At 59.4% G+C, this 26,273-nt stretch carries 19 protein-coding genes; 8 read left to right on the top strand and 11 right to left on the bottom strand.

The window, feature by feature from the left end; genetic code table 11:
• The first annotated feature begins 170 nt into the window (after positions 1–170).
• Together TRM7557_RS07470 and TRM7557_RS07465 are read left to right on the top strand one after the other, a co-directional pair.
• Positions 171–743: a sigma-70 family RNA polymerase sigma factor gene (locus tag TRM7557_RS07470; protein WP_207382645.1), complete on the top strand. Its 573-nt coding sequence runs from the start codon at positions 171–173 to the stop codon at positions 741–743.
• Positions 740–1,375, top strand: coding sequence for a ChrR family anti-sigma-E factor (locus tag TRM7557_RS07465; protein ID WP_058289596.1), 636 nt, complete (start codon positions 740–742; stop codon positions 1,373–1,375). Before TRM7557_RS07470 ends, TRM7557_RS07465 begins: the two co-directional genes overlap by 4 nt.
• Before the next feature lie 98 nt (positions 1,376–1,473).
• Here the strand turns inward: TRM7557_RS07465 and gap are convergent, their stop codons facing one another.
• Entirely contained in the window at positions 1,474–2,475 is a 1,002-nt protein-coding gene (gap, locus tag TRM7557_RS07460; RefSeq protein WP_058289595.1) for a type I glyceraldehyde-3-phosphate dehydrogenase, read from the bottom strand.
• A gap of 322 nt (positions 2,476–2,797) precedes the next feature.
• Here gap and TRM7557_RS07455 point away from each other — a divergent pair, with 322 nt between their 5' ends.
• Positions 2,798–4,543, top strand: a complete 1,746-nt coding sequence (locus TRM7557_RS07455) for a sugar phosphorylase (protein ID WP_058289594.1) — start codon at positions 2,798–2,800, stop codon at positions 4,541–4,543.
• 51 nt (positions 4,544–4,594) lie between these two features.
• On the opposite strand, the gene TRM7557_RS07450 is transcribed toward TRM7557_RS07455, so the two are convergent.
• The 9 genes from TRM7557_RS07450 to TRM7557_RS07410 form a co-directional block, all read right to left on the bottom strand.
• Positions 4,595–5,836 carry a glycosyltransferase family protein gene (locus TRM7557_RS07450; RefSeq protein WP_058289593.1) on the bottom strand — a complete coding sequence of 414 codons (1,242 nt, stop codon included), beginning with the start codon at positions 5,834–5,836 and terminating at the stop codon, positions 4,595–4,597.
• Positions 5,829–6,614 carry an HAD-IIB family hydrolase gene (locus tag TRM7557_RS07445; RefSeq protein ID WP_058289592.1) on the bottom strand — a complete coding sequence of 262 codons (786 nt, stop codon included), beginning with the start codon at positions 6,612–6,614 and terminating at the stop codon, positions 5,829–5,831. Before TRM7557_RS07445 ends, TRM7557_RS07450 begins: the two co-directional genes overlap by 8 nt.
• 150 nt (positions 6,615–6,764) lie before the next feature.
• The gene (locus TRM7557_RS07440) at positions 6,765–8,042 is read right to left on the bottom strand and encodes an amidohydrolase family protein (RefSeq protein ID WP_058289591.1); all 1,278 of its coding nucleotides are present in this window, start codon (positions 8,040–8,042) and stop codon (positions 6,765–6,767) included.
• A 174-nt stretch (positions 8,043–8,216) separates the two neighbouring features.
• Entirely contained in the window at positions 8,217–8,669 is a 453-nt protein-coding gene (locus tag TRM7557_RS07435; protein ID WP_058289590.1) for a CoxG family protein, read from the bottom strand.
• Between the two features lie 207 nt (positions 8,670–8,876).
• Complete coding sequence (galU, locus tag TRM7557_RS07430) at positions 8,877–9,770, bottom strand: UTP--glucose-1-phosphate uridylyltransferase GalU (RefSeq protein WP_058289589.1); 894 nt, start codon at positions 9,768–9,770, stop codon at positions 8,877–8,879.
• A gap of 318 nt (positions 9,771–10,088) precedes the next feature.
• The gene (locus TRM7557_RS07425; protein ID WP_058289588.1) at positions 10,089–10,628 is read right to left on the bottom strand and encodes a peroxiredoxin; all 540 of its coding nucleotides are present in this window, start codon (positions 10,626–10,628) and stop codon (positions 10,089–10,091) included.
• A gap of 158 nt (positions 10,629–10,786) precedes the next feature.
• Positions 10,787–13,558: a hybrid sensor histidine kinase/response regulator gene (locus TRM7557_RS07420; protein WP_058289587.1), complete on the bottom strand. Its 2,772-nt coding sequence runs from the start codon at positions 13,556–13,558 to the stop codon at positions 10,787–10,789.
• Entirely contained in the window at positions 13,555–14,751 is a 1,197-nt protein-coding gene (locus tag TRM7557_RS07415; protein WP_058289586.1) for an FIST signal transduction protein, read from the bottom strand. Before TRM7557_RS07415 ends, TRM7557_RS07420 begins: the two co-directional genes overlap by 4 nt.
• 1,161 nt (positions 14,752–15,912) lie before the next feature.
• A complete protein-coding gene (locus TRM7557_RS07410) occupies positions 15,913–17,739 on the bottom strand; it encodes a methyl-accepting chemotaxis protein (RefSeq protein ID WP_165592426.1) in 1,827 nt (608 codons plus the stop codon).
• Between the two features lie 291 nt (positions 17,740–18,030).
• Between TRM7557_RS07410 and TRM7557_RS07405 the strand changes: the two genes are divergently transcribed.
• The 4 genes from TRM7557_RS07405 (at position 18,031) to TRM7557_RS07390 (ending at position 24,419) form a co-directional block, all read left to right on the top strand.
• Positions 18,031–18,972, top strand: a complete 942-nt coding sequence (locus TRM7557_RS07405; protein WP_058289725.1) for a LysR family transcriptional regulator — start codon at positions 18,031–18,033, stop codon at positions 18,970–18,972.
• 89 nt (positions 18,973–19,061) lie between these two features.
• Positions 19,062–20,750: an NAD(P)H-dependent oxidoreductase subunit E gene (locus tag TRM7557_RS07400; protein ID WP_058289584.1), complete on the top strand. Its 1,689-nt coding sequence runs from the start codon at positions 19,062–19,064 to the stop codon at positions 20,748–20,750.
• Between the two features lie 3 nt (positions 20,751–20,753).
• The gene (gene fdhF, locus TRM7557_RS07395; protein ID WP_058289583.1) at positions 20,754–23,528 is read left to right on the top strand and encodes a formate dehydrogenase subunit alpha; all 2,775 of its coding nucleotides are present in this window, start codon (positions 20,754–20,756) and stop codon (positions 23,526–23,528) included.
• A 159-nt stretch (positions 23,529–23,687) separates the two neighbouring features.
• Positions 23,688–24,419 (top strand): NAD(P)-binding domain-containing protein, encoded by a 732-nt coding sequence (locus TRM7557_RS07390; RefSeq protein WP_058289582.1) that lies wholly within the window; start codon positions 23,688–23,690, stop codon positions 24,417–24,419.
• A gap of 40 nt (positions 24,420–24,459) precedes the next feature.
• Here the strand turns inward: TRM7557_RS07390 and TRM7557_RS07385 are convergent, their stop codons facing one another.
• Entirely contained in the window at positions 24,460–24,747 is a 288-nt protein-coding gene (locus TRM7557_RS07385; RefSeq protein WP_058289581.1) for a DUF1330 domain-containing protein, read from the bottom strand.
• An 82-nt stretch (positions 24,748–24,829) separates the two neighbouring features.
• Between TRM7557_RS07385 and TRM7557_RS07380 the strand changes: the two genes are divergently transcribed.
• Positions 24,830–25,735, top strand: coding sequence for a LysR family transcriptional regulator (locus TRM7557_RS07380; RefSeq protein WP_235811426.1), 906 nt, complete (start codon positions 24,830–24,832; stop codon positions 25,733–25,735).
• Positions 25,736–26,273: the final 538 nt, after the last annotated feature.

Here is a 26,273-nt window from a genome sequence, read left to right as displayed (position 1 = left end):
AAAATTGTGATCCAAGGAGTGGCGCGCCGCGTAATGGGAGTATGTTGCATTCAGATCTTCTTCCAGGGCTTGAGTTGCCCTCGCAGGCCGCTAGGCTGGACCGGCGTGCGCGCCAGTCCGGCCGCGTGCGTCAGGAGGACAATGTGCGTAAAGACGCGGATCTAAAGGACATGACCGACGTGCAGCCGCGCAAGCCCGAGCTGAGCGATCAGACGGCTTGGATGCTGGCGGTGCGCGACAAGCGGTGCAAAGCGTCTTTTGGTCAGCTGTTTGATTACTTTGGTCCACGCCTGAAGGGCGTTCTGTGCAAGGGCGGTCTGTCTCATGCGCTGGCGGAAGATATTGTTCAGGACGTGATGCTGACGATCTGGCGCAAGGCGGCTCAGTTTGACCCGGAACGGGCGCAGGTGTCGGCTTGGGTCTATCAGATCGCGCGCAACAGGCAGATCGACGTGCTGCGCAAGGTGAACCGACCGCTTCCCGAAGCGCTGAAAGCACCGGAGGAAAGCACACCGGACGCCAGCCAGATGGTCGCGTTGGACCAAGAAAGCCGGGCGCTGCGTCAGGCGCTGGAACAGCTGAAACCCTCGCAGCGCGAAGTGGTGGAGCAGGCCTATCTGGGTGACCTCACCCATGCGGAGATACAGGCGAAAACTGGCCTGCCGCTGGGCACCATTAAATCACGAATTCGGCTTGGCTTGGAAAAGCTGCGCCACGAACTAAAGGAACTCTCGGGGAAATGAACGCAATCATCCATCATATCCCGGATGAGCTGTTGATCGCTTATGCCAATGGAACGCTGGGTCAGGCTTATTCGCTGGTCGTGGCTGCGCATGTCTCTATGTGCGATGAAAGCCGTGCGCGGCTTGGCGCCCATCAGGCGGTTGGCGGCGCTTTGCTGGAAAACGCGGGTACTGAGACTGTGTCTGATCGCGCCCGCGCTGCTGTGTTTGACAGGCTTGATATGCCGGTCAAAGAAGCCCCGCCGATCCGGGCCAGCGGGATTTTCCCGGAACCGGTGATGGAAGCGCTGGGTGGACTGCCGCCGCGGTGGAAGCCATTGGGGCTGGGGGTGCGGCAGATGATTTTGAACCATGATGCAGAAGGTTCGGCCCGGCTGCTTTATATTCCCGGCGGACAGGCGGTGCCGGATCATGGGCACAATGGTCTGGAGCTGACCTTGGTGTTGCAAGGGGCGTTTCGCGATGAAACCGGCCGTTTCGGGGTCGGCGACGTCGAGGTGGCGGATGGGGATCTGGAGCATGAGCCGATCGCCGAAGAGGGCGAGGCCTGTATCTGTCTGGCAGCCACCGATGCCGCGCTGCGGTTTCGGTCACTCGTTCCGCGCCTTCTGCAGCCAATTTTCCGGATTTGAGGTTTGCGAGGCTCTGCCTCGCGCTCCGGAGTATTTAGAGCCAAAAGAAAAGGCCGCTCAGATCGAGCGGCCTTCGTTGGTTTCTATTGCCAAGTGGCTCAGAGGAATTTGCCGATCGCGCGACCGGTGTCGATCATGCGGTTGGAGAAGCCCCATTCGTTGTCGTACCAGCTGACCACGCGGACCAGACCTTCGGAGGTGACAGAGGTTTGCGGTGCGGCAAAGATAGAAGAACGTGCATCGTGGTTGAAGTCGATGGAGACCAGCGGTGCTTCCTCGTAGCCCAAAACGCCTGCCAGCGGGCCAGCGGCGGCTTCGGCGATGGCGGCGTTGATGCCTTCAACAGTTGCGGCGCGTTCGGGCACAAAGGTCAGGTCCACAACGGAAACATTCGGGGTTGGCACGCGGATCGCGGAGCCTTCCAGACGCCCCTTGAGGTGCGGCAGAACCAGCGAAATCGCGCGGGCGGCACCGGTGGAGGTCGGGATCATCGACAGGGCTGCAGCGCGGGCACGATACAGGTCCTTGTGGGTGGTGTCGTGGGTCGGCTGGTCACCAGTGTAAGCGTGGATGGTGGTCATGTAGCCGGTTTTGATACCAAAGGCATCGTCCAGCACCTTTGCAACCGGCGCGAGGCAGTTGGTGGTGCAGGAGGCGTTGGACACGATCACGTCTTCGGCGGTCAGCTCTTTGTCGTTCACACCAAAGACCACGGTCCGGTCAACTTCGGTGCCCGGCGCAGAGATCAGAACGCGCTTGGAGCCGTTTTCAAGGTGACGCGCGGCTGCGTCACGCTTGGTGAAGAGGCCGGTGCATTCATAAGCGATGTCGACGTCGGACCAGGGCAGTTCTTCCGGGTTGCGGATCGCGGTCAGGCGGATTTCGTGACGGCCCACTTTCAGGATGTCACCTTCGACGGACACATCGGCGTTCAGACGGCCGTGGACACTGTCGAATTTCAGCAGGTGCACTTGGGTGGCGGGCGGTGCCAGATCGTTGATGGCTACCACTTCGACGTCAGTGACGTCGTTTTCCAGCAGGGCGCGAAGCACATTGCGGCCGATGCGGCCGAATCCGTTGATGGCGATTTTCAAGGTCATACGTTCTCTCCGGTTTTTCCGGTTACAAGGTGCCGCGAGGAGCAGCGGTCACCCAAAACTCTCGGCGCTAACGTTAACGCTAACGAAGTCCAAGTTCAAGATCGCAGAGCAGGACAAATACGCCGTAATTCGGGTGTTGCGCGGGGTTTCATGCAGGGATTACGCCAGCAGGTTTCCGATGCGCTTCATGAAACGCTTATTTTCTGGGCGAACTGCGGTTTTTTGCGCCTTCGATAGGCTCGTTGCTGGACCGGAGAACGGGCCTGGGCCTAGCATCGATCAGAGGCCCAATGTGAGAGGCCGGACTGAGGGACGTGGAACGATGGCGCCAAACACTGCAGAATTCGGAGCGCGGCTGGCACGGCTTTTGTCTCGGATTTATCCAGAGCTTGATACGGAAATCCTTGGCAGCAAGGTGGTAGAGGCGTTCTGGCCCGAAGGACACACGCGCCGCAAAGTTCCACGTGAACCGGGCAATTCGCTGTGGTCCGAACGTGACTCGTTGTTGATCACATATGGCAATTCATTTGTGGATGGTGCGCATAAGCCGCTGGATTTGCTTCATGATTTCCTGCTCAATCACATGGATGGTGTGGTCGACGGGGTGCATATCCTGCCGTTCTTTCCCTTCACATCCGATGATGGGTTTGCTGTCACGGATTATCGCAAGGTAAACCCGGAGCTTGGGGATTGGGCCGACATTCGCCGCATCGGCGGGGCGTTTCACCTGATGTCGGATATGGTTTTGAACCATGTGTCGTCACAAAGCCCATGGTTCAACGCCTACCGTCAGGGGCAGGCGCCTTATGACAAGTTTTTCTTCGAGGCCTCGCCCGAGGATGATCTGTCGGCCGTTGTGCGCCCCCGCACAACGCCGCTGTTGCAGCCGGTGGAAACGGCACAGGGCACGAAACATGTCTGGTGCACCTTCAGCCACGATCAGGTCGATCTGAATTTTGCCAACCCCGAGGTATTGTTAGAGATCCTGCGGATCATCCGGCTGCATATTGATCAGGGCGTGCAGATCATTCGTCTGGATGCGGTGGCCTTCATCTGGAAAACGGTTGGGACAAATTCGATCCATCTGCCACAGACGCACGCGATTGTTCAGCTTTTGCGGCTGCTGGCGGATTACGCGCAGGAAACCGTTGTCCTGCTGACTGAAACCAATGTGCCACGGGCTGAAAACCTCAGCTATTTTGGCACACGGGACGAGGCCCATGTTGTCTATAATTTCCCGCTGCCGCCTCTGATCCTTCACGCGATGATGTCCGGTTCGGCCGAGACGTTGCAGACTTGGGCGCGGTCGATGCCGCCTGCGCCTCTGGGGTGCGCCTATTTGAACTTTACCGCCAGCCATGATGGCATTGGCATGCGCCCGGCAGAGGGGTTGCTTGAGAAAGCCGAGATCGACCGCATGATCGATGTGCTGAAGGCCAGCGGCGGTCTGGTCTCTATGCGGTCGCTGCCAGATGGCGGCGAGGCCCCTTATGAGCTGAACTGCACGTTCTTTGACGCCATGAGCCGGACCTATGCGGGTCAGGAAGACCTAAAGTTCGAGCGGTTCCTGTGCTCTCAGACCATCCCGATGAGCCTTGAGGGTATTCCGGCCTTTTATGTGCATGCGCTGTTGGCCACGCCGAACGACCATGAAGCCGTGGTGCGGCGGGGGATGAACCGCGCGATCAACCGGCATCGCTGGGATTATCCGGATCTGAAAGAGCGTCTGGCCGACCCGGATACCGATCAGGCACAGGTCCTGGGGGCGTTGTCCGAACGTCTGCGGATCCGGGCTCAGCAACCCGCGTTCCACCCCAACAGCACGCAGTTTACCTTGCCGACGGACAGTCGCGTTCTGGGCCTGTGGCGGCAATCTTTGGACCGCAGCCAGTCCATCTTTGCGCTGCACAATGTCAGCGCGCAGGACGTGGTGCTGCCTCGGTCCAGTCTGAACCTGATTGAAGGGGAAGACTGGCATGATCTCCTGAACGGAGAAAGCATCGGTGCCGGGGATATTCCACTTGGCCCCTACCAATGTCGCTGGATCACCAACGCCCCGCAACACTAGGATCGGGGTCGCAGCCTTTTGTGCAGCGACCCATTTTTATTGGGGGACGCTCTAGTCGGCCTTGGTGGCGATGGTCTGGAACTCTGCCTCATCAGCTGCGGCTGCCGCCTTCAGGTCGCCCAACAGGCTGGGGTCTGCGGCGTGGACGCGGTTCCAGTTTGGGATGAACGGGGTTTCATGGGGGTTCTCCAGAAACACCTGACCCGCTGTTACAATGTTATTCGCAAACAGCTCGATCAGTTTTTCCTCGCCGTGGCGGTCCATTTTCAGCCCGTTCATCACCGCGTCATGCTCGTAGGCCTCGAGCAGATCGAGGGCGGAGCGGTAATAGGTGGCTTTCAGGGTGCGGAAGACATTGGGCGTGAAGACCGTGCCATCTGCGGCAAGCTTGCGGAAGATCGCCTTGCAGATGTCCGTCGACATGCGGTTCAGGCCCGTGGCGGCGTCCTCTTCGCTGACGGTCTGGTGTTTGTGGTCGTAATTGTCGGCGATTTCCACCTGACAGACTGCCTTGCGGCCCAGATTGCGCCAGGCCTCGGATAGGACGCCGACCTCGAGTCCCCAATCTGATGGAATGCGCAGATCTGCCAGAAGCGGCGCCCGCATCGCCATTTCCCCAGACAGCGGGTAGCGGAAGGATCTGAGGTAGTCGAGGTAGTCCCGGTCCCCGATTGTCCGCTTTAGGGCGATCAACAGCGGGCTGACCAGCAGCCGCGAGACGCGGCCGTTCAGTTTGCCCGACCCGATGCGCGCATAATACCCTTTGGACAGTTGATAGGAAAAGCTGGGGTGCGCCACCGGGTAGACCAGCCGCGCCAGCATCTCTTTGGAATAGGTGGTGATGTCGCAGTCATGCAGCGCCACCACCGCACTGTCGGCGCGCGCCAGTAAATATCCGATACAGGACCAGACGTTTTTGCCTTTGCCGGGTTCCTGCGGCGCAAGCCCCTGTTCTGCCAGCCGTTCGCCCAGGGCCTGCATGCGTGGGCTGTCGTTCCAGACCACCGTGTGCGGCTGCGGCAGAACCGAGAAAAATTCGCGCGCATGGCGGAACTCTTCTTCGGTTGCGCGGTCAAGGCCAATGACGATGTGATTCAGGTACGGAACCTGCGCCAGCTCATCCAGGATATTGCGCAGGGCGGGGCCTTCCAGTTCGGAGTAAAGGCAGGGCAGGATCAAAGAGATCTTGCGGGTCTGCGAAAACGTGGTGAGCTCGTACTCCAGCTCTTCCAGAGGTCGGGCGCGGAGGTTGTGAAACTGGGCGATATTGCCGTTCTGGTGAAAGTCAGCCAAGGCGCGCTCCTTCGTCTTTGGGGATTTGGTCAAGCAGCCGCATCACCGCGTCGGCCCAACCGGTCGGGCCGGGCAGGCTGGTGCGTAGGATGCGGTCTTCGGTTTCAAAAGCAGGCAGGCCGGGGCCGTGATCATTGCGGATCACGACACCATAATCGGCGGTCGCGATCATTTCGGCATCATTGGGCGCGTCGCCCAGTGCAATTGTGGTTGCCGGGCCGTGGTCTTTTAGGACCTGCGCCATCTGACCAGCCTTGGTGCCGCCAAAGGACAATGTCAGGAACCGCCCGCCATGCCGGGCTGAAATGCCATGTTCGGCCAGAGCTGTTTCAAAGGCAGGCAGCGCGTCTGGCGCGCCCTGCCACAGGCCGGGTTCGGTAAACTGTCGTGCCTTGGCCAGTGTTGCGGCCTCGGTTGGCAGGCCGGTCACCGCGCTCACCTCTGCGACGGTCATATCGCCGAAGCCCTGAAACGGGGCCTGCAGCTGCGCCAGCACCATGCGGATTTTATGGTAGCTGTCCATTTCGCCAACTGAAACGCCCGCCACCTGTTCCGCCCGCACAAAAGATGCGCCGTTTTCAACAATCATCGGAGCAGGAGACAGATCCAGCGCTTTGTACAGGGGGGACATCTCGCGGGCGGTTTTGGAGCTTGCCAGAACCAACAGAGCACCGCGTTCTTTCAGCCGAGCAATCGCCGGAAGAGCTGGGGAAAAATCGTATGTATCATGGTCCAGCAGCGTCCCATCAAGGTCACTGAAGACAATTAGGCGACCCATTTGCAGGCCTTCCGGTTGTTCCGTCTTGCTTAAAGCTTAGGCGCTTGTTGGGGGGGCGCAAACAGTTGCCGGGGCGAAACTGCGCAAGAAGAGGGCAAATCCCGCCAAATGCTTATTAATGGGGCAAGTGGCGGGCGCACAGGCTGCCACTCAGAGCTTGGGGGCGCGGCGTCGCAAACCGCCGGGGCGTCCGGCCAAAGTCAGCTGCGTCTCGGCGCGGGGGCTGCGGGCAATCACCTTGCCCTTGGCAACCACTACCCGCCGCGCCGCGCGCTGGCGCAGGGCGTCCACCGGGTCATTGGCATCCAGCACCACCAGTGACGCCTGCGCGCCCACGCGCAACCCATAGTCCTGAAGGCCGATGATCTCTGCATTGGTTTGCGTGACCATCGTGAAACAGCGTGCCATTTCTTCGGGGTGGGTCATCTGTGCGACGTGCAGGCCCATAAAGGCCACGTCCAGCATGTCGGCGGTGCCCAGCGAATACCACGGGTCCAGAACGCAGTCCTGTCCCCAGCCGACCTTGATGCCCATGGCCTGCATTTCCTTCACGCGGGTCAGGCCGCGCCGTTTGGGGAAGCTGTCATGGCGCCCTTGCAGGACAATATTGATCAGCGGATTGGGGATCGCGGCCAGTTCGGCTTCGGCCATCAGAGGCAGCAGTTTCGAGACATAATAGTTGTCCATGGAATGCATGGACGTCAGGTGGCTGCCCGCAACACGCCCCTGCAAGCCAAGGCGGATGGTTTCAGCGGCCAGGGTCTCCACATGGCGCGACTGCGGGTCGTCGGTCTCGTCACAGTGCACATCAACCGGCAGTCCCCGATCCGCCGCAATTTCACAGAGATCCCGGACCGAAGCCGCGCCATCGGACATGGTGCGTTCAAAATGCGGGATGCCGCCCACCACATCGACGCCCATATCCAGCGCCCGCAGCAGGTTTTCCCGCCCGTTCGCTGCGCGGTACAGCCCGTCTTGTGGAAAGGCCACAAGTTGCAGGTCGATATAGTCCTTCACCGCCTCGCGCACCTCGAGCATTGCGGTGACGCCCCGCAGATGATCCGGTGTGGTGTCGACATGGGTGCGAATGGCCAAAAGCCCCATTGACGCCGCCCAATCGCAATAGGTCAGGGCGCGGTCCACCATGTCCTCGACCGTGGCCTGTTCGCGCAGCTCGCCCCATAGGTCAATGCCTTCCAGCAACGTGCCAGAGGCATTCACCCGCGGCTGGCCATAAGACAGCGTGGCATCCAGGTGAAAATGCGGATCCACAAAGGGAGGGGAGACCAGATCCCCGGTCGCGTCCACGACTTCGAACGCAGAGCCTTCGATCTTTGGGGCGATTTCGGTGATGCGGTCGCCAGTGATGGCAATGTCCTGCTGGGTGCCGTCGGGCAGGGTGCCGCCCTGGATCAAAAGGTCGAACATAGGGTCTCTCAGTTCATGCATGATGGTGTTGCGTGAAGGAAAACTGTCTTTTGTTTCAAGGGCAAGGAAAAACAGGCTGCGCTGACAGGCGTGCAGAGGTCAAAGAGGAACCTGCCTGATTTGCAGCAGCCCATTGCGTCGGTGAGGGGCAGCCGTCGTCTCACAGAAGGCCGCTCAGCCCTCTGAAGGGGCGAATTGGGTGGCAAAACTGGTAAAGAATTTCCCCGCCAGCTTTTTGGCGGTGCTCTGAATCAGCCGCGAGCCCAGCTGCGCCAACTTGCCACCGATTTCAGCACGGGCGTCATATGTCAGTCGGGTCTGGTCTGGCGCGACCGCTTCAAGGCGGACATCCGCGCCGCCCTTGGCATGGCCTGCTGTGCCACCATTGCCCTGACCCGACAGTGAAAACGCCTCGGGCGCGCCGCTGGTGTCGAGCGTTACATTGCCGGAAAACCTGGCCTTCACGGGGCCGACTTTCAGCACGACCTTGGCCTCCATCGTGCCGTCATCGTGTTTTACCAGCTCTTCACAGCCCGGAATGCAGGCTTGCAGAACATCGGGATCGTTCAGCGCGTCATAGACCTCGGTCAGGGGCGCGTTGATTGTGACCTCGTCTTGCAGTTCCATGGCTTGTGTCCTCCTCGCTGCGATCTGTCTAACCAACAGAGGCGATCGCCCCGCATGCGGTCAAGGCTGCAGTTTAAAACAGGTCCCTGAATGGGGGGCTCTTTCAGCCTCAGCCCAAGAGGTCCGTTTGTGTCGGGGGGCGGGCACCATAAGCAAAGCCCCCACAGCTGGGCTGCAGGGGCTTTAAACAAAAAGTGTGGGCCGTGATTACTCTGCTGCGCTTGCGTTCAAAGCCACGTGATTGATGTAGCCCTGCAGATCGTCGCGCAGGTCGTCACGTGCCAGAGCAAAGGCAACCGTGGCCTGCAAGAAGCCCGCTTTGGAGCCGCAGTCGAACCGCTGACCGTCAAACCGGTAGCCATAGACGGGGTTGTCTTGCTCAAGCTCTTGCGCGATGGCATCGGTCAGTTGGATCTCTCCGCCTGCGCCCTTTTTCATCTGCTTGAGGTTCCGCATCACCGACGGTGTCAGGATGTAGCGGCCAATGACAGCAAGGTTGGACGGCTGGGTGCCCGGCGCGGGCTTTTCGACCATGCCGTCCACCGACACCAGCTTGCCCATGTCTTCCTTCAGATCCAGAACACCGTAGCTGGAGGCCTTGTCTTCCGGCACTTCCATGGCAGCGACCATATTGCCACCGGTTTCTTCATAGGCTTCGACCATTTGCTGCAAGCAGGGTTTTTCCGCAGCGATCACATCGTCGGGCAGGATCACAGCAAAGGGTTCGTTGGCGATCAGGCGGCGTGCGCACCAAACCGCATGGCCAAGGCCAAGGGCCTGATGTTGGCGAATATAAGCAATGGCCCCGGAGTCCATGTTAGTGGACTTGAGCGTTTCCAGAAGCGCATCTTTGCCCTTCTTGCGCAGCTCCTGCTCCAGAACCGGCGAATGGTCAAAGTAATCCTCAAGCGCGCCTTTGCCGCGCGATGTTACAAAGATGAATTCCTTAATACCCGCAGCCCGGGCCTCATCGATGGCATATTGCACCAGTGGGCGGTCCACCAGTGTCATGATTTCTTTCGGCACGGATTTGGTCGCCGGAAGAAAACGGGTGCCGAGGCCAGCAACAGGGAAAATTGCCTTGGTCACTTTTTTACGCATATTCACTCTCCAAAATATCGCGCAGATTTAATGTATCTGCGTGTGCACTATGCAGAGAGTATGACAACTTAGTGTCAATTTCTCTGCACTCTCCATTCTAACGCAAGTCAGCTCATTAACGCAGCGCAATGTGACATTGCCTGCGGTTTCTTGCTCAAGATGCCAGTTTTATTACGAATTTTTGCAAAGGGAGGCGGTCTTTTAGGCACGTGATGTGGGCCAGTCCGTCAGGGCTGCCAGTGCTGTTGCGGCAGTGGAAACAAAAATGGCCCGCGACGGCGGGCCATTTTAAGAATTTTGAAAATCCGAAGCAGGATCTTAGGCGGCTGCCTTGTCCTTCAGGTGCTTCAGCAGGTTTTCGGGGGAAGATTCGCCATAGGGATCTTCGCCGTGGTTGTCTTCCAGGCCCGGCTCTTCGAAGAAGGCTTCTACAACACCATCGTTGATGATGGCGGCATAACGCCAGGAGCGCATGCCAAAGCCCAGGTTGTCTTTGGCGACCAGCATGCCAACTTTGCGGGTGAATTCGCCGGAACCATCCGGGATCACCTTAACGTTGGAGATGCCCTGCGCTTCGGCCCATTTGTTCATCACGAAGCTGTCGTTGACGGACATGCAGTAGATGTCGTCGATGCCTTCGGCTTTGAAGTCTTCAAAGCCGTTTTCAAAGCCCGGCAACTGGTAGGTGGAGCAGGTGGGGGTGAAGGCGCCCGGCAGGGAGAACAGGATGACGCGCTTACCGGCGAAGTAATCGGCGGTGGTCATGTCCTGCCAGCGGAAGGGGTTCGGGCCTTCGATGCTTTCGTCGCGCACGCGGGTGCGGAAGGTCACGTCGGGGAGTTTTTGTCCAGCAAACATCAATCTGTTCCTCGGGGTGGGTTGAATAGTCGCCAGACGTCTTAAGGGTTCCTCGCGCAAGATCAAGCACGGATGCGGCAGGTTGTAGCGTCAGATAGACACGCCCGGTGCCATTGTGCGGATTTTCGCAGGGAAATGCCGGATAGCGGGCGCGCCGATTATTCCTTGGGCATCTCGCGTGCGTGCCGTTCGATCAGATGCGCCAGCGCGTTCAGGTCCACAGGTTTTGCCAGAAGACCGGCAATAACATCATCATTCAGGTTCGGATCCGACAGTTTGCGCGCCAGAGCGGTCACGATCAGGAACGGCAGGTCCGGGTCTGTTTCACGCGCGGATTTAGCCAGCTGGCCGCCATTCAGGCCGGGCATATTGTAGTCTGACACAATCAGCGACCAAAGGCCGGGGTCCTCTTTGATGATTTCCAGTGCCTCTTTGGGATCAATACAGACAGAGACCTCAGCCCCCAGACGTTCAAGATAGGCCGCAATGGATTCGCCCACCGGGGCATCGTCGTCGACAACCAAGATCAGCTTTTTGTCCAACCGGACCGACCCGATTTCGCTGTCGCCGACCTGCGCCATATGCAGGTCGCTCAGGGGCAGATAGATCTCGATTGTGGTGCCGCGGCCCAGCTCGGTGTCGATCCGAATGGCGCCCTCGTGATCGGCAATAATTTCTGCGATGGCCATCATCCCAATGCCGCTGCCGCGCTGGCCCTTGGTCGAATAGTGGTCCCGGAACAGGTGGGACATGACGTCCGGAGGGATGCCGCTGCCGCTGTCGGCGACCGTGTAGCGCGCATAGCTGACGTCAGGATCAATGACGCCAACCTGCATGTCCAGTTCGACCAGATCCGCGCCAGCCTTGTGGCACAGGGACTGACGGATGTCCCCCGGCGCACCGTCCAGCGCGTCCTGGGCGTTCTGGACCAGGTTCAGGGCCACGCGCAGCAATTCCGATGGGAAGCAGAGCATTTCCATTTCCCGATCTTCCATATGCAGGCTGAAGGTCGTCTCGGCAGAGACGACCGACCGCAGCAGATCTTCGCTTTCGGTCATCAAGGTCCGCAGATCGATCATGTTCTTGGTGTCGCTGCTCATGCCCAGATCGAGGAACCGGTTGATCATCTTGGCGGCCCGAGACGACGCCTCGTTGATGCGGCCGGCGTAGAGCTCCACCTTCTCGGCGGGCGTGCGGCTGTTCAACAGGGCCGCATGGCCATTGATTACGGCCAGCAGATTGTTGAAATCATGGGCCACACCAGCAGCAAGACGGCCAATGCTTTCGTTCTTTTCAAACTGCTGCAGCTTCTGATCAAGGTTGGCCCGCGCGGCCTGATATTCCAGACGGTCGGTGATGTCATGGGCCACAATAATGCGTTTCTCATCATCAATTGCGGTCACAGAGACCTCGAAACTGCGGATCCCGTCGGGCAGGGGGGCACGCATTTCGATTGTGGCGCTGCCGGTGGCCTCCACTTTGGGGCGGACATCGGTGCCCAGACGGCTGACATCTTCCTCGGCGAAGGCGGCGCACCATTTGCGGCCAATGATTGTGGCTGGATCGCTGGCCCCGAAAAGCTTGGCGAAGGCAGGGTTGGCATAGGACAAGGTTGCGGTGCGATCGGCGATCGCAATGCCCTCGGCGGTGCTGTCCATAGCAACGGCACGCTCTTTCAGGATCCGCTTTGCCTCTTTCATTTCTGTGACGTCAGTCGCGGTTATAACTTTGCCGCCCTCACTGCTTCTGAAAGCACGCAGAAGGAAGGCCGCGCCATCGTCGCATTCGATCTGCCCATCGGCGCTGGTCTCGCAATGCCGGAACAGTGTCATCCCGGCTTCGGATGGGGCAAGATCACCGAGTGACAGACGGTCAAACAATGCGGTCATCGCAGAGTTGAGATAGGTGGTTTCCCCCTGCGCATCGATCACCAGAATGGCGTTGGACACGGCCTCCATCGCGGTTTCCAGTCGCTGCTCTAGCACCCGAATTTCGCGTTGCCGTTCAATGTGTTCGGTTACATCCGCATGGGTGGCCAACATGTAGCGCAGGGTGCCGTCGCGGTGACGAATAGGGGCGAGCGTGATTTCATTTAGGAACTTTTGCCCGGTTTTTCGTTTGTTCCAGACCATGAAGCGCCCAGGCTGGCCGGACTGAAAGCTGTAGCGCAGCGCCAAACGCTCGGGCGAGGGGGTCGGGAGACTGCCTTGAAAACGCTGGCCTGCCATGTCCTGCCAGTTGAACCCGGTCATGGTTTCAAAGGCCCCATTGACGTAGACGATTTTGCCGCCGTCCTGATGCGGTTCGATCAGCATGACAGGGACATCGGTATATTCCACAACCGAAGCCAGAACTTCATGCCGGTCGTCCAGCCGAATGGAGCGCAAGGCATGCGCAACCAGATCCGTAAGCCGTCGCAGGATCCGCATATGTTCAGACGTGAAAAAACCCACGTCGCTGTGGGCGCAGACCAGGGCAATGATTTGGCCACCTTCGCGGTGAAATGGCGCCGAAAGCAGGCTGCCACCTTCGCCGATCAACCCGGGCAGGGGCGCAGGCAAGGCCAGATCGGCGACGCTGCGGATATTGCGCCGTCGCTTCAGCCAATTCATGACGTCATCGGTGATGGGGCCAGACGTCACATGGTCTGGCGGATACAGCACCTCATTGCTGATTTTGTGCTTGCCAAAAAAAGCCTCTGCTCCATCCCCGATGATAAAAACCTGTTCCGCACAGACCGCTTCTTTCAACGTGTGCGAGACCACTGCAAGCACTTCGGTCCGGGTGCGGGCAGCCTGCATCCGTTCAACGCCTGACAACAACGCATCAGAGACCGCCAGTTCCTGCTGGTCCACCTTCTGCTGGAGTTCCAGTTCGCTGATACGGTCCCGAAGCCGGTCAATTGGGATCGGGGTCTGGGGTCGGTTCATGCGCCAAAGGTTATGCAGGAAATCATTAAGTTTCCATGCCAGTTTCCGCCGCTGGGTATGTGGCCTTGCTCGCCAAACGTGAAAACACCAAGAAAGGGCAGGTCAGGAAGGTTCGATCGGATCTGATCCGTCACCTGATCGATTTCCTCGCCCATCGCCATCATGCACCCGCCGCAGAACACCACCAGCGCACCCTTGGGCTCTGCGCGCCCTTTGGGCAGGCTGTTGCGCGACATGGCTGCGACCTTTCCGGCCCGATCGACCAGCGCAGAGCGGGTCCCTTCCATCAGCGTCAAGACTTCGCCTTCGGGGACTTCCGCAAACACGTCGATGCTTTGATCAGGGTTGATGGCGGCCGGGTGCACAAGCAGATAGTCGTTTTGACCGTCGCGGCGCTGAACCTGCCGCGCCAAAGGGGTCAGCGTGCTGTCCGCGAGGATGTTTCGGCTGTCCGGACCGCTGACGTCTGCCGGGATGCGGCCTTGTGTCCAGCGCTGATACATAGCGGCGGCTGGTTTGTGGTCGATCTCGTAAATTCGACGGCCTTCTGCGCGGGTCACGAAGCCCGAGGAGGCGCTGGGCGAGTAGCCGGATTGAAACGCATCGGATTGGTAGCCTTCCAGAAACAACATGCTGACGACGACCCCGTCGCTGAGCACCTGCGCGCGGTCGAACACCGCCCATTCGCCAGAAATGTCATTGTCGGCGGCGCTGCCGCCAATAATCGGAACCTCATCGCCAATGGCGTCCCGAATCCCCTGCAGCACATGTTCTTCCTGACCGGGCGTGACCGACAGCCAAACGAGGTCGGGGATTTCGCCGGGGCGATCCGCCATTTCCAAAGCAGCAAGGGCTGCCTCGTGACCGCGTGCGCGCGGGTCGTCATCAAGGGGGCGTGCCGCGCTGCCGAAATCGCCCTCGTCTTCCCAAATCGCAAAGAGGCCCGCACCGTGTTCCTGGCCTAACGTGCTGTTGTCGTTGCTGATAATGCCATTGCAGGAGGTGGCACCATGGAGAGCAGTCTCTGCGGTCAGACCAAGCCCGTCTCGCAAAGCGGCCAGATCCATTTTACATGAGGCATGTAGGGCGACAAAATCAGGCGAACGGGTGGATGCTTTGGCCAGTTCCTCCCGCAGTTGCGAGGCGGCGTCTATAGTCGTTTGCGCAGTAGAGGTCAGCACTTCGATCCGCATGTAGAAAACCCGTTCAAAAGAAGAAGCTAATAGTTATCTTTTGATACCGCGAAACGGTTTCGCACCCAAAAGCGTATCCGTATGCTGTGCTAAACTTTGGGATAGTTTGGCGGTCTTGGCTCCGACATCCCAACAGGCCGGGTCTTTGGACTTTTGGGCCGTTGAGATGCGCGGGGGCGCGAAGGTGGAAACCCTTCGCTTGCCAAATCGAACTAGGTTTTCGGGGACCAGTTTCCCGGCGAAATTAGTCCGATCCGACGAGGGCGGGCTAGTGTGTTTGACGCCAAATTTGTGGATTCTTGCGCCAAAGACCTGCGCGCCAGCCCGTGGTGAAAGGCCCAGCCTGGGGTAACCTTGGAAAACCCGCAACGGGTTCTCGGGTTTGGACTTGCGTGGCGCAGACCCTCGATTCGAATCGAAGTAGCGCCTTAACCGGATGAAAAACTTGAATATGTCGGCCCTGCTGCACGAAGGTACTGAAAAGGCTGACACGCGTTCGCTCTGCCGCCCTCACTGGCCTCAAAGTGGGTGATCCCACAAAAGAACAAACAGTCTTACGCCTTTCGTTTTGTGTGAAATTTTCGCTAAAATTCTCCCTAACGGCCATTGGTCTCAAAGCTGCCATAATGTTTTTTGGATGAAACTCAGGCGCTTAAAGGCGGTTTTGGCGAAAGGGTCACATCTTATTTCAAGCTTGTAGGCCTGGGGCCAAAGCTATGGAAACCGATGCGATTTTACGGCATAGTGAAGACGGGCGCTGTCCAACTATCCAAAAGTATTTTTCTCCCGCATATTACCGCATGATTTTAGCATTTGCGTCCATCGCCCGAATTTGACGGGAAAGGCGTTGCGAATGGAATGGTCCGTGGCCCTTCGGGGTAAGTGAGTGAGTGGGCAGAGGCTATTCGTACGTCTGGCGGCGGCTCCGGTCTGGTGCGGGGTCGCCGCTTTCTCTCACAAAACAGATGTCACGACACGAAATGGGGACACGCTTTTTGGCGTACGTCGATTGGCTTGCGCTCACCAATGTGTCGGCATGAAAACGCATCGGTCCGCCCCAAAAGGCGTGCGGGCCACGACTGGGCGTTTTGTGTCATGTGAAACATCCCGCTGAGCATCATGGCGGAGGGCCGCAGTGGGTACTGGCCCTGGTTCAAACGGTCAGAAGTCCTGCCATCCCGCAGCAGGTTGCAGGACCGGTTCCGCGGCCTGCTGTTTCGGCGCTACGGAAGTATCGGGAGCGTCGAAGAGGGTGATGTCATCTTCAAACAATTCGGCAGATGCCGTTTCGGCTGGAGCCTTGCCCTCAGATCGGGCCTCTGCGGTGTCGGCCGTTACCGTTTCACCGGTCTTGAAAACCGAAACAATCCGCGCAAGTTGAGCGGCGTCATTGCGCAGGACCTGACTGGCGGCGGTGGTCTGTTCGACCATGGCCGCATTGTGCTGCGTGACGCCATCCAACTGGCCAACGCCGGTGTTGATCTCATTGAGTGTTGTGGATTGGTTTTCCGCGCTGTCGGCAATTTCCGTCACGCGTTCTGAAATGGTTCCGACGCGCCCGATCAGCTTTTCCAGTTCCTCGCCGGTGCGCCCCACAAGCTGCACACCTTCGTAAATATGATCATTACTTTCGGTGATCAGATGTTTGATATCCTGTGCCGCATCCGAAGAGCGTTGCGCAAGCGCACGGACTTCGGCTGCCACCACCGCAAAGCCACGACCGGCTTCGCCTGCGCGGGCGGCTTCGACCCCGGCGTTCAGGGCAAGGAGGTTGGTCTGAAATGCGATTTCGTCGATCAGCCCCAGAATTTTGGTGATTTTCTTCGAACTCTCTTCGATTTTGGACATGGCCTCTACCGCGGTCGAGACCACCTCGCCGCTGCCTTCCGCGGTGTTGCGGGCATCGCCCATAATCGCCTCGACATCATGGGCCGCATCCGCCGCAGAGCGCACCCCATTGTTCAACATCTCCATCGCGCCGGCGGTCTGTTGTAGGGTTGCAGCCTGGCTTTCGGTGCGCTGGGCCAGATCACCCGAGGACTGGGCGATCTCTTCCGCGCTGGAGCGGATCCGGTCCGAGCTTTCGATGACGGCGCTAATAATGCTGACCATGGTTGCATGCGTCGAATTGAAATGCCGTCGGAGCGATTCATATTCCGGAGCGAAAGGGTCGTCGATGGTCAACGTCAGATCCCCATCGGACATCCGTTTCAGCGCGCGGTTGAGGACGGTCACCACATCTGCTTGGTTTTGCTGCGACATTTCGCGGGTGCGAGCCAGATCTTCGGCTTTGTGCAATTGCTGCTTCAGGTCTTCGACGGCCCGGGCAATTTCCCCGATTTCATCGCGGCGGTTGGGCATCATGGGGGCTTCGTCAAAGCTGCCGTTGGTGAGGGTCAGAACCCCGTCCCTTACCGTCTGCAGCGGGTGGGTCAAAAGGCGACGCAACCCCCAGGCGGCCAATACGCTCAGCACAAGGAAAAGCGCGGTGGCGATGCCGTAGACGACGATCTGCTGGTCGAACAAAACAGCAAAGGCCTGATCAGAAGACCAGATAAATCCAACGGCGCCGACAATGTCCCCGTTTTCCGATCGGGCCGGTGCCGCGATCAGCCGCCCGTCGCCTGTGGTTTCTGTGGCCCAGGTCTGCATCGCAACATTGGCGAGATAGGGCAGGTCACCCGCGCCCCATGTGGTGTTATCGCCCTGCGTGGCCAGAACCGTGCCTTTGGCATCCAAGACGACACCAAAGATTGCGCGCCCTTGCGAAAGCTCGAGCATCTCGGCAAGCGCATTGTTCAGGCGGTCTGTGTCGCCGGACAAGATGGCGGTTCCACTGTTGGATGCGATTGACGTCGTTGACGTCGCACCAAGGCTGAGGACGCCGTCCTGAACCGCGCGATTGATGATGATTTGGTTCGCCGCCATAATGAAAAGAGCGACCCCGATGGTCACCGCAGCAACCAACGCGCCGACTTTAAGGTACATCGATGCCCCTAATTTGTGGCTAAGCCCATTAAATTTCAATTTCATTGCAGCCTCTTGCAAGGGGTGCCGGGCAGGGATGTGAACAGGGGGAACTGCTGTTCTCTGCTCATGGCACATGTCGCAGGTCGAAAAGACCTCTAAACCTTTAGACTAATCTGCTTACCGCTCGCTTAACGTCACGGGCGGGAATGATTGCAGTCACCGGTTGTTTTGGTCGTCTTGCCCGGAGAGCGGGCCCCGATAACGGCGCAGGGTATCGACCTGCCCTGAAGTTTGTGCAACCTGAAGCCCATGATCGAACTCAGAGAACTCCAGCTGCTGACCGCGCTTGCCCGTCATCGCCACTTTGCCAAGGCCGCAGAGGAATGCGCCCTGTCGCAGCCTGCGTTTTCGATGCGGCTGCGGGCGCTTGAGGAACGGCTTGGGCTGACCGTGGTGCGGCGTGGCAACCGGTTTCAGGGGCTGACGGAAGAAGGCGAAATGATCCTGCGCCATGCGCGCGGCATCCTTGATGGGGCCAAGGCGCTGGAGCAGGAAATTGCTGCGGCCAAAGGGCAGGTGACGGGCATGCTGGTTTTGGGCGTGGTGCCGACGGCCACGGCCTTTGCGGCGCAATTGACAGGGCGGCTGCACGAGGCGCATCCAAACCTGTTGGTTCGGATTGAGGTGACCACCTCCATCACGCTCCAGCAGCGCTTGTTTGACGGTACGATCGACGCGGGCATCACCTACAGCGATAGTCTGGGCAAGGATCAGGTTACGATAACCTCACTTTATGATGAATCTTACGTGCTCTTCGCGCCCGAAGCTATGGTTTCGGCAGAGGCGGCCTCGATCACTTGGGAAGACGCTGCGCAATTGCCGCTGAGCCTTTTGGAACCGCAGATGCAGAACCGGCGTATTCTGGACCGGATCTTTGCCGATCGCGGCCTCAGCCCATCGGTCATGTCCGAAAGCTCGGGCTTCATGTCGGCGATGGTTATGGCGCGATCTGGGGCTGTCGCGACCATTTTGCCGCGTGCCTTGGTCGAGGCCTTGGGGCAAATGGACGGCACGCGGGTTCTGGACCTTCAGGACGCGGCGCCAGCGGACCCCAGCGATTCTGCAGCAGTGGCAGCGATGGGCCGTCCAATTTGCCTTGCTTCCATTGAGCGTCAGCCGGAATTGACCACGGTGCGTGCCCTGCGGGAGATTATCGACGCTTCGGGGCAGATTTGCGACATTGATAAGTAAACCTTATCGCGCCATCTGATCTTCGAATTTGACGGTTCATTTGTGCCTTGCCAAAGGTGACGCCAAGGCACCTAGGTTTGGAGGCACCCATGGCACCGTTAGATACGCAAACTGGCGTTTGGAAATCCGGCAAAGGCAAGGGTCGTAAAACCCCCAAAGGCCGGCAGCTGGAAGATCAGGCTCATTCCGAAATTCTTGACCTGCTGGGGGCGCGTCCGCGCAGCCGTGATCTGCTGATCGAATTCCTGCATCTGGTGCAGGACAAATTTGGTCATATTTCCGCAGCGCATATTCGCGCCCTGTCGGAAGAGATGCGCGTGGGCCAGGCCGAGATTTTTGAGGTCGCCAGCTTCTATGCCCACTTTGATGTGGTCAAAGAAGGCGAGACCCCGCCGCCCGCGCTGACCATTCGGGTCTGTGACAGCCTGTCCTGTGAACTTGCTGGGGCGGAACAGCTGAAACAGGCGCTTGAGGACGGCATGGACCCCTCTCAGGTCCGCGTGCTGCGTGCGCCCTGCATGGGCCGCTGCGACACCGCGCCGGTGCTGGAAATCGGCCACAACCACATTGACCATGCCACCGTGGAAAAGGTCGAGGCCGCGATTGCTGCCGATGACACCCATGCCCATGTGCCAGATTACGAGACCCTCGACACATATATGTCCGAGGGGGGCTATGCGGTCCTGAAAGACCTGCGCGCGAACGGCAACTGGGAAGCGGTGCAGGAGAAGGTCAAAGAAGCAGGCCTTCGTGGCCTTGGTGGGGCGGGTTTCCCGTCAGGCACCAAATGGGGCTTTGTTCGCGCCAATGAAGGCACCCGCTATCTCGCCGTCAATGGCGATGAGGGCGAACCCGGTACGTTCAAAGACCGCTACTATCTGGAGCGCACGCCGCATCTGTTCCTGGAAGGCATGCTGATCGCCGCCTGGGCGGTCGAGGCGGAAAAAGCCTTTATCTATATGCGGGATGAGTACCCGGCGGTGCTGGAAATCCTCGCCACGGAAATCGCGGCGCTGGAAGCCGCAGGCATCGTAGAGCCCGGCTATATCGACCTGCGCCGTGGGGCAGGGGCCTATATCTGTGGTGAAGAAAGCGCGATGATTGAATCCATCGAAGGCAAGCGCGGCGAGCCCCGTCACCGTCCGCCCTTTGTGGCGCAGGTGGGTATTTTTGGTCGCCCGACCCTCGTCCACAACGTTGAAACCCTCTATTGGGTGGCCAAGATCAACCGTGAAGGGCCGGAGTGTCTGAACGCGGTTGAAAAGAACGGCCGCAAGGGGCTGCGGTCTTATTCGGTCTCTGGTCGGGTGAAGAACCCGGGCGTGCATCTGCTGCCTGCGGGTTCCACCATTCTGGATGTGATCGACGCGGCGGGCGGTATGCTCGACGGGCATAGCTTCAAGGCCTATCAGCCGGGTGGTCCGTCCTCCGGTCTGTTGCCCGCACATATGAACGACATCCCGCTCGATTTTGATACGCTGCAGCCGCATGGCACCTTTATTGGTTCCGCCGCTGTGGTGGTTCTGTCGGATCAGGACAGCGCCAAAGAAGCCGCGCTGAATATGCTGCGCTTCTTTGAGGACGAAAGCTGTGGCCAGTGCACGCCTTGTCGCGTCGGCTGCGAGAAGGCTGTGAAGCTGATGCAGGCGGACAAATGGGATCAGGACCTGCTGGAAGAGCTGAGCCAGGCGATGGTGGATACCTCCATCTGCGGCTTGGGCCAGGCCGCGCCGAACCCGATCCGCCTGACCATGAAACACTTCCCCGAGGAGGTCTGAGCCATGACTAAGCAAATCACCTTTACCCTCGATGGGGAAACCGTCACCGCAGAGGCAGGTCTGACCATCTGGGAAGTCGCCAATGGGCGCGGCCTGAAGATCCCGCATCTGTGCCACAAGCCGCAGCCGGGCTATCGCCCCGATGGCAACTGCCGCGCCTGTATGGTCGAGATTGAGGGCGAACGCACCCTCGCGGCCTCCTGTATCCGTGAACCCAGCGAAGGCATGGTTGTCACCACCAACAACGCACGCGCCGAAAACGCCCGCAAAATGGTGATGGAGCTGCTGGTTGCGGACCAGCCCGAGAAAGAAGAAGCGCACGACAAGTCCTCGCACCTGTGGGACATGGCAGAGCTGAACGGCGTGACCGAGTCCCGCTTCCCAAAGCTGGAAGAGGGGCGCATTCCGCTTCTGGATGACAGCCACGTCGCGATGAGCGTCAATCTGGACGCCTGCATCTCTTGTGGTCTTTGCGTGCGCGCCTGCCGTGAGGTTCAGGTCAATGACGTGATCGGTATGGCGGGCCGTGGCCACGATGCCTACCCGACCTTTGACATTGCTGACCCAATGGGCGCGTCGTCCTGTGTGGCGTGTGGCGAATGTGTGCAGGCCTGCCCGACGGGTGCGCTGATGCCGGCCGCCGTGCTGGACGACCAGCAGGTTGGCGACCTCAAGGATTATGATAGCGAGACCGAAAGCGTCTGCCCCTTCTGCGGCGTGGGCTGTAAGGTCAGCCTCAAGGTCAAAGACGGCAAGGTCAAACATGTCGAAGGCATCAATGGCCCGGCAAACGAGGGGCGCCTGTGCGTAAAGGGGCGCTTTGGCTTTGACTATATCCACCACCCGCACCGCCTGACCAAACCGCTGATCCGTCGGGACGACGCCCCGGCCAAGGGGCTGAATGTGGATCCGGGCAACCTGTCCACCCACTTCCGCGAAGCGACCTGGGAAGAGGCGCTGGACCTGGCGGCCTCCAAACTGGTGGACCTGCGCGCGCAAGATCCGCGGTCGGTCGCGGGCTTTGGCTCTGCCAAGTGCACCAATGAAGAGGCCTATCTGTTTCAGAAGTTCATTCGTCAGGGCTTCAAGCACAACAACGTCGACCACTGCACCCGTCTGTGCCACGCCTCGTCGGTGGCGGCGCTGATTGAAAACGTGGGCTCTGGCGCGGTGACCGCGACCTTCAACGAGATCGAGAACGCCGATGTGGCGATCATCATCGGTTCCAACCCGATTGAAAACCACCCCGTCGCGGCGACCTACTTCAAGCAGTTCACCAAACGCGGTGGCAAGCTGATCGTCATGGATCCGCGCGGTGTCGGTATGCGTCGTTATGCGACCGAGATGCTGCAGTTCCGCCCCGGTGCGGATGTCTCCATGCTGAACGCGATCATGAATGTGATCGTTGAAGAAGAGCTCTACGACAGCCAGTACATCCACCGCTGGACCGAAAACTGGGACGCGGAAAAAGAGCACCTGCGTCAGTTCACGCCCGAAGCCATGTCCGAAATCTGCGGCATCAGCGCAGAACAGCTGCGCCGCGTCGCACGCATGTTTGCGGCAGGCAAGGCGGGCATGATCTTCTGGGGCATGGGCGTCAGCCAGCACATCCACGGCACCGACAATTCGCGCTGCCTGATCAGCCTTGCGCTGATGACCGGCAATGTCGGCAAGCCCGGCGCGGGTCTGCATCCGCTGCGCGGCCAGAACAATGTGCAGGGCGCATCTGACGCGGGTCTGATCCCGATGTTCCTGCCGGACTACCAGTCGGTCATGGATGATGGCATTCGCAAGTCCTTTACTGACGTTTGGGGTGGCGAGGATTTCTCGAACGAGAAGGGCCTTACCGTGACCGAAATCGTCGGTCAGGCTTACGCCGGCAATGTCAAAGGCATGTATATTCAGGGTGAAAACCCGGCGATGTCCGACCCGGACGCCGATCATGCCCGCGAAGCCTTTGCCAAGCTGGAGCTGATGATCGTGCAGGATATCTTCCTGACCGAGACCGCGAACTATGCGGACATCATCCTCCCGGCCTCGGCGCTTTATGAAAAGAACGGCACCGTCAGCAACACCAACCGTCAGGTGCAGCGGGTCCGCCCGGCTGTGGCCCCTCCGGGAGAGGCGCGCGAAGACTGGTCCATCACCGTGGATCTGGCCAAGCGCATTGGCCTGCCGTGGGACTACACCGATGTCTCCGAGGTCTTTGCTGAGATGAAGCTCAATATGAAGAGCCTCAACAATATCACCTGGGACCGCCTGGAGACCGAGACGATCACCTATCCGTCCCTTTCTGAGACCGATCCGGGGCAAGCGATTGTGTTCGGCGATGGCTTCCCACGTCCCGAGGGGCGGGCAAAGTTCACCCCGGCAAGTGTGATCGCCCCGGATGAGGCCCCCGATGCCGAATACCCGATGATCATGACCACCGGTCGTCAGCTCGAACATTGGCACACGGGGTCAATGACCCGCCGGTCGCTGGTGCTGGACGCGGTCGAGCCCGAGGCGAACTGCTCGCTTCACCCCAAAACCCTGCGCCGCATGGGCGTGGAGCCCGGGGAGATGATCCGCCTGTCGACCCGCCGTGGCTCGATCGAGATCATGGCGCGGGCAGACCGGGCGATTGCCGAAGACATGGTCTTTGTGCCCTTCGCCTATGTGGAGGCTGCGGCCAATATCCTGACCAACCCGGCGCTTGACCCCTACGGCAAGATCCCGGAGTTCAAATTCGCCGCCGTGCGGGTTGAACCGGTCGAGGCCAAAGTGGCGGCTGAATAACCGCCCCGAAAACGGTCGATATATATATGTGGAAACGGGCGCTCTGATCGAGCGCCCGTTTCTTATTTGCCGTCGCCCAAATGCGGGTGGATGTCGTCAGGCGGCTATTGTTGCGCCTGCATCTGATCTAACCTTTGCAAAAAGAAGGGGACTGCTGCGATGCGTTTGGGATTTCTTGGGTGCGGGACGATTGCGTCCGCTGTGGTACATGCGCTGGCGGGGCAGGGGCACCAGCTAACGGTGTCCCAGCGGTCAACACAGGTCTCCGCGGCTCTGGCCAAGACGTTCGACGAGGTCACGGTTGCGACCAATCAATCCGTGTTGGACCAAAGCGACATTGTCTTTCTTGGCTTGATCGGTGCCTCTGCGGCCGAGATTCTGGCGCCGCTCAAATTTCGGCCAGACCACCGCGTGATCTCATTCATTGCGGATCTCAACCTTGAGCAGGTGGCAGAACTTGTTTCACCAGCCGCGGCAGAGGCGATCATGCTGCCATTTCCAGCCATCGCCCAAGGTGGCTCTCCCATTCTCGCTATGGGGCAGGGCGCGTTGCTCGCTGAATTGTTCGAGCCCCGCGACAACCTGTTCTTACTGGACGGGCAGGCAGAGCTGGATGCCTATCTCGCGGCGCAAGCGGTTTTGTCGCCTGTGGCCCTGTTGCTGGCCGAGGCCTCGGAGTGGCTGGGGGACCACGTGGCTGACGCAGCCCGCGGCGAGACCTTCCTGCGCCAGCTGGTCACGTCCAGTCTGGCCCAAACGCCCGGTGCGGATCTTGTACAGTCTTTGAACACACCGGGCGGGTTTAACCAGCGGCTGCGCTTCCATATGGAGCAGGCGGGGCTTAAAAACTCCCTTGTCGAAGGTCTGACGCGGCTTCGGTCGGGCGATTAAACGGGCAGGGCTCGCGCCTGTTCGCCGATCACTGTTTGGATCAGAGTTCGCCGATGATGACAATGTTGCTCTGCCCTGCCGCGCGACGCAGGTCATGTGTGGACTGCAAATCCGGGTCCGTGATCCAGTTCTTGGCGTCTTGGGCGGTTGGAAACTCGAGCAATACGCCAATCCCTGTTTCCCCAAAATCCCCTTCAATCACGGTTTGCTTGGGGCTGGCGCTTACCACGCGCCCTTGGTGGCGGTTCAATGCATCTGCGGCTTTTTCCCGATAGGCGGCAAGCTGTTCCGGAGCAGAGACAATGATGTTTCCGTAAGCATAAACCATAACGATATCCTTTGCGTTGGTTGATGCGCGCAGACTGCGAAACATAGGGCTATGCGAAAATACCTGAATATGCATAGTTTATATGCGCAAACGCATGGAGTGGCAGGTGCAGCTAAACTGGGACGATTTGCGGACGGTCTGGACCTTGGTCGAGGAAGGGACGCTCACCGCTGCCGGGGAGCGGCTCGGCATTAATTACACAACTGTTGCCCGGCGGATCACCCGTGTTGAGACGCAGCTGGGCCGTTTGATCTTTGAGCGCCATCCTGACGGCTATGTCCCCAGACCTGACGCGCTGGACCTGGCAGAAGCGGCAAGACGGATGGCCGATGAAGAGCATGTTGCCCTTCGCAAGCTTGCGGGGCGGGACGAGGCATTGTCGGGGGGCTTAACGTTCACAACGCCACAGCTTTTGTTGCAGTATCACCTCCTGCCTGTGCTGTCGGCCTTTACCGAGGCGCACCCTAAGGTCGACCTGGTGGTGCGCGCAGGCTTTGATTTGTTGGATTTGTCCCGGCGGCAGGCGGATCTGGCGCTGCGCATATCTGAAAACCCGCCAGAGCATTTGATTGGCACCAGATTGGCAAGATTGCGACGCGCCTGCTACGCGCGCGCCGATCTATGCGACCGCGCGCGCAAAGATCCGGCCGCGCCCTTGGACTGGCTGCTGCACACGGATCGCCACGCTGTTCCCGCCGAGGTTCTGAGCCGCCACCCCAATGCGCAAGTCCGTAGCCGATGCGATGACGTGGGCGCGCTGATCTCCATGGCGCAGGCGGGTATGGGCGGCGTCAGGCTTCCCATCTTCTTGGGGGCACAGATCCCGGATCTTGTCGAGTTGGCCCATATTCCACGTGAGGAGCAAGCCGGCATCTGGATGCTGAACCATGCTGATCTGCAGGGGTCGGCCAAGGTTCAAGCGCTCAAGGGCATGTTCCGCCGATGGTTTCAGGACAACAAGCAACTGTTCTGGGGCGAGGGCGCGTAGCGGCGGTGGGCGGTGGCGCTACAGGCATCTTTCATGCGTTTGCGTGAGGCCAGGTGATGCGACGCGGTTGGATCGTCCGATTCCGGTGGAAACCAACGGCGATTCCGGTGCGATTCCACTGTCCGCCTGTGGGTAAGTTGGGTCTCCCTGTGGGTAAGTGGGGGGTCTGTCTGCATTGGCGCTGTTTGCGATGGAAAAGACGGTGGGTTTTTAGCGCGTTTGACGAAAGGGGTTTGGCTGTAGGTCTTTGTTTTTGATTGTTTTTATAGGTTTTTGGAAGAAAGTTTGCGTTTTTGTGCAAAAACCGCTTGCGGCCCCCGGGGTATAACCTTAGAACCCCCTTCACCGGCGGCGCTGAGGCGCTACGGGGCGCGGCGGAGACGCTGCACTGGCCGCAAGGCGGACACATCGGAGAGACGGTGATGACGGGTCGGAAAGACGATCGTGACGGCAGGAAAGACTGCAGACGCTCAGGAGAGACTGGGACATCTTTGATGTATGGCAGGCGGTGCGCTGAGAGGTTGGCGTTACGGTCCTG

The organism is Tritonibacter multivorans, from assembly GCF_001458415.1.
Classification (GTDB): domain Bacteria; phylum Pseudomonadota; class Alphaproteobacteria; order Rhodobacterales; family Rhodobacteraceae; genus Epibacterium; species Epibacterium multivorans.
Note: the sequence above shows the minus strand (reverse complement) of the source record. Positions and strands in the feature narration are given on the sequence as shown.

Bases quoted from the DNA above. Each gene is read 5' to 3' on its own strand.
- TRM7557_RS07415 (WP_058289586.1), bottom strand. From the start codon at position 14,751: ATGCGGATCGAAGTGCTGACCTCTACTGCGCAAACGACTATAGACGCC.
- TRM7557_RS07445 (WP_058289592.1), bottom strand. From the start codon at position 6,614: ATGGGTCGCCTAATTGTCTTCAGTGACCTTGATGGGACGCTGCTGGAC.
- TRM7557_RS07385 (WP_058289581.1), bottom strand. From the start codon at position 24,747: ATGGTTTATGCTTACGGAAACATCATTGTCTCTGCTCCGGAACAGCTT.
- TRM7557_RS07425 (WP_058289588.1), bottom strand. From the start codon at position 10,628: ATGTTTGCTGGACAAAAACTCCCCGACGTGACCTTCCGCACCCGCGTG.
- gap (WP_058289595.1), bottom strand. From the start codon at position 2,475: ATGACCTTGAAAATCGCCATCAACGGATTCGGCCGCATCGGCCGCAAT.
- fdhF (WP_058289583.1), top strand. From the start codon at position 20,754: ATGACTAAGCAAATCACCTTTACCCTCGATGGGGAAACCGTCACCGCA.
- TRM7557_RS07455 (WP_058289594.1), top strand. From the start codon at position 2,798: ATGGCGCCAAACACTGCAGAATTCGGAGCGCGGCTGGCACGGCTTTTG.
- TRM7557_RS07405 (WP_058289725.1), top strand. From the start codon at position 18,031: ATGATCGAACTCAGAGAACTCCAGCTGCTGACCGCGCTTGCCCGTCAT.
- TRM7557_RS07410 (WP_165592426.1), bottom strand. From the start codon at position 17,739: ATGTACCTTAAAGTCGGCGCGTTGGTTGCTGCGGTGACCATCGGGGTC.
- TRM7557_RS07400 (WP_058289584.1), top strand. From the start codon at position 19,062: ATGGCACCGTTAGATACGCAAACTGGCGTTTGGAAATCCGGCAAAGGC.
- TRM7557_RS07440 (WP_058289591.1), bottom strand. From the start codon at position 8,042: ATGTTCGACCTTTTGATCCAGGGCGGCACCCTGCCCGACGGCACCCAG.
- galU (WP_058289589.1), bottom strand. From the start codon at position 9,770: ATGCGTAAAAAAGTGACCAAGGCAATTTTCCCTGTTGCTGGCCTCGGC.
- TRM7557_RS07465 (WP_058289596.1), top strand. From the start codon at position 740: ATGAACGCAATCATCCATCATATCCCGGATGAGCTGTTGATCGCTTAT.
- TRM7557_RS07435 (WP_058289590.1), bottom strand. From the start codon at position 8,669: ATGGAACTGCAAGACGAGGTCACAATCAACGCGCCCCTGACCGAGGTC.
- TRM7557_RS07420 (WP_058289587.1), bottom strand. From the start codon at position 13,558: ATGAACCGACCCCAGACCCCGATCCCAATTGACCGGCTTCGGGACCGT.
- TRM7557_RS07470 (WP_207382645.1), top strand. From the start codon at position 171: ATGACCGACGTGCAGCCGCGCAAGCCCGAGCTGAGCGATCAGACGGCT.
- TRM7557_RS07390 (WP_058289582.1), top strand. From the start codon at position 23,688: ATGCGTTTGGGATTTCTTGGGTGCGGGACGATTGCGTCCGCTGTGGTA.
- TRM7557_RS07380 (WP_235811426.1), top strand. From the start codon at position 24,830: ATGCGCAAACGCATGGAGTGGCAGGTGCAGCTAAACTGGGACGATTTG.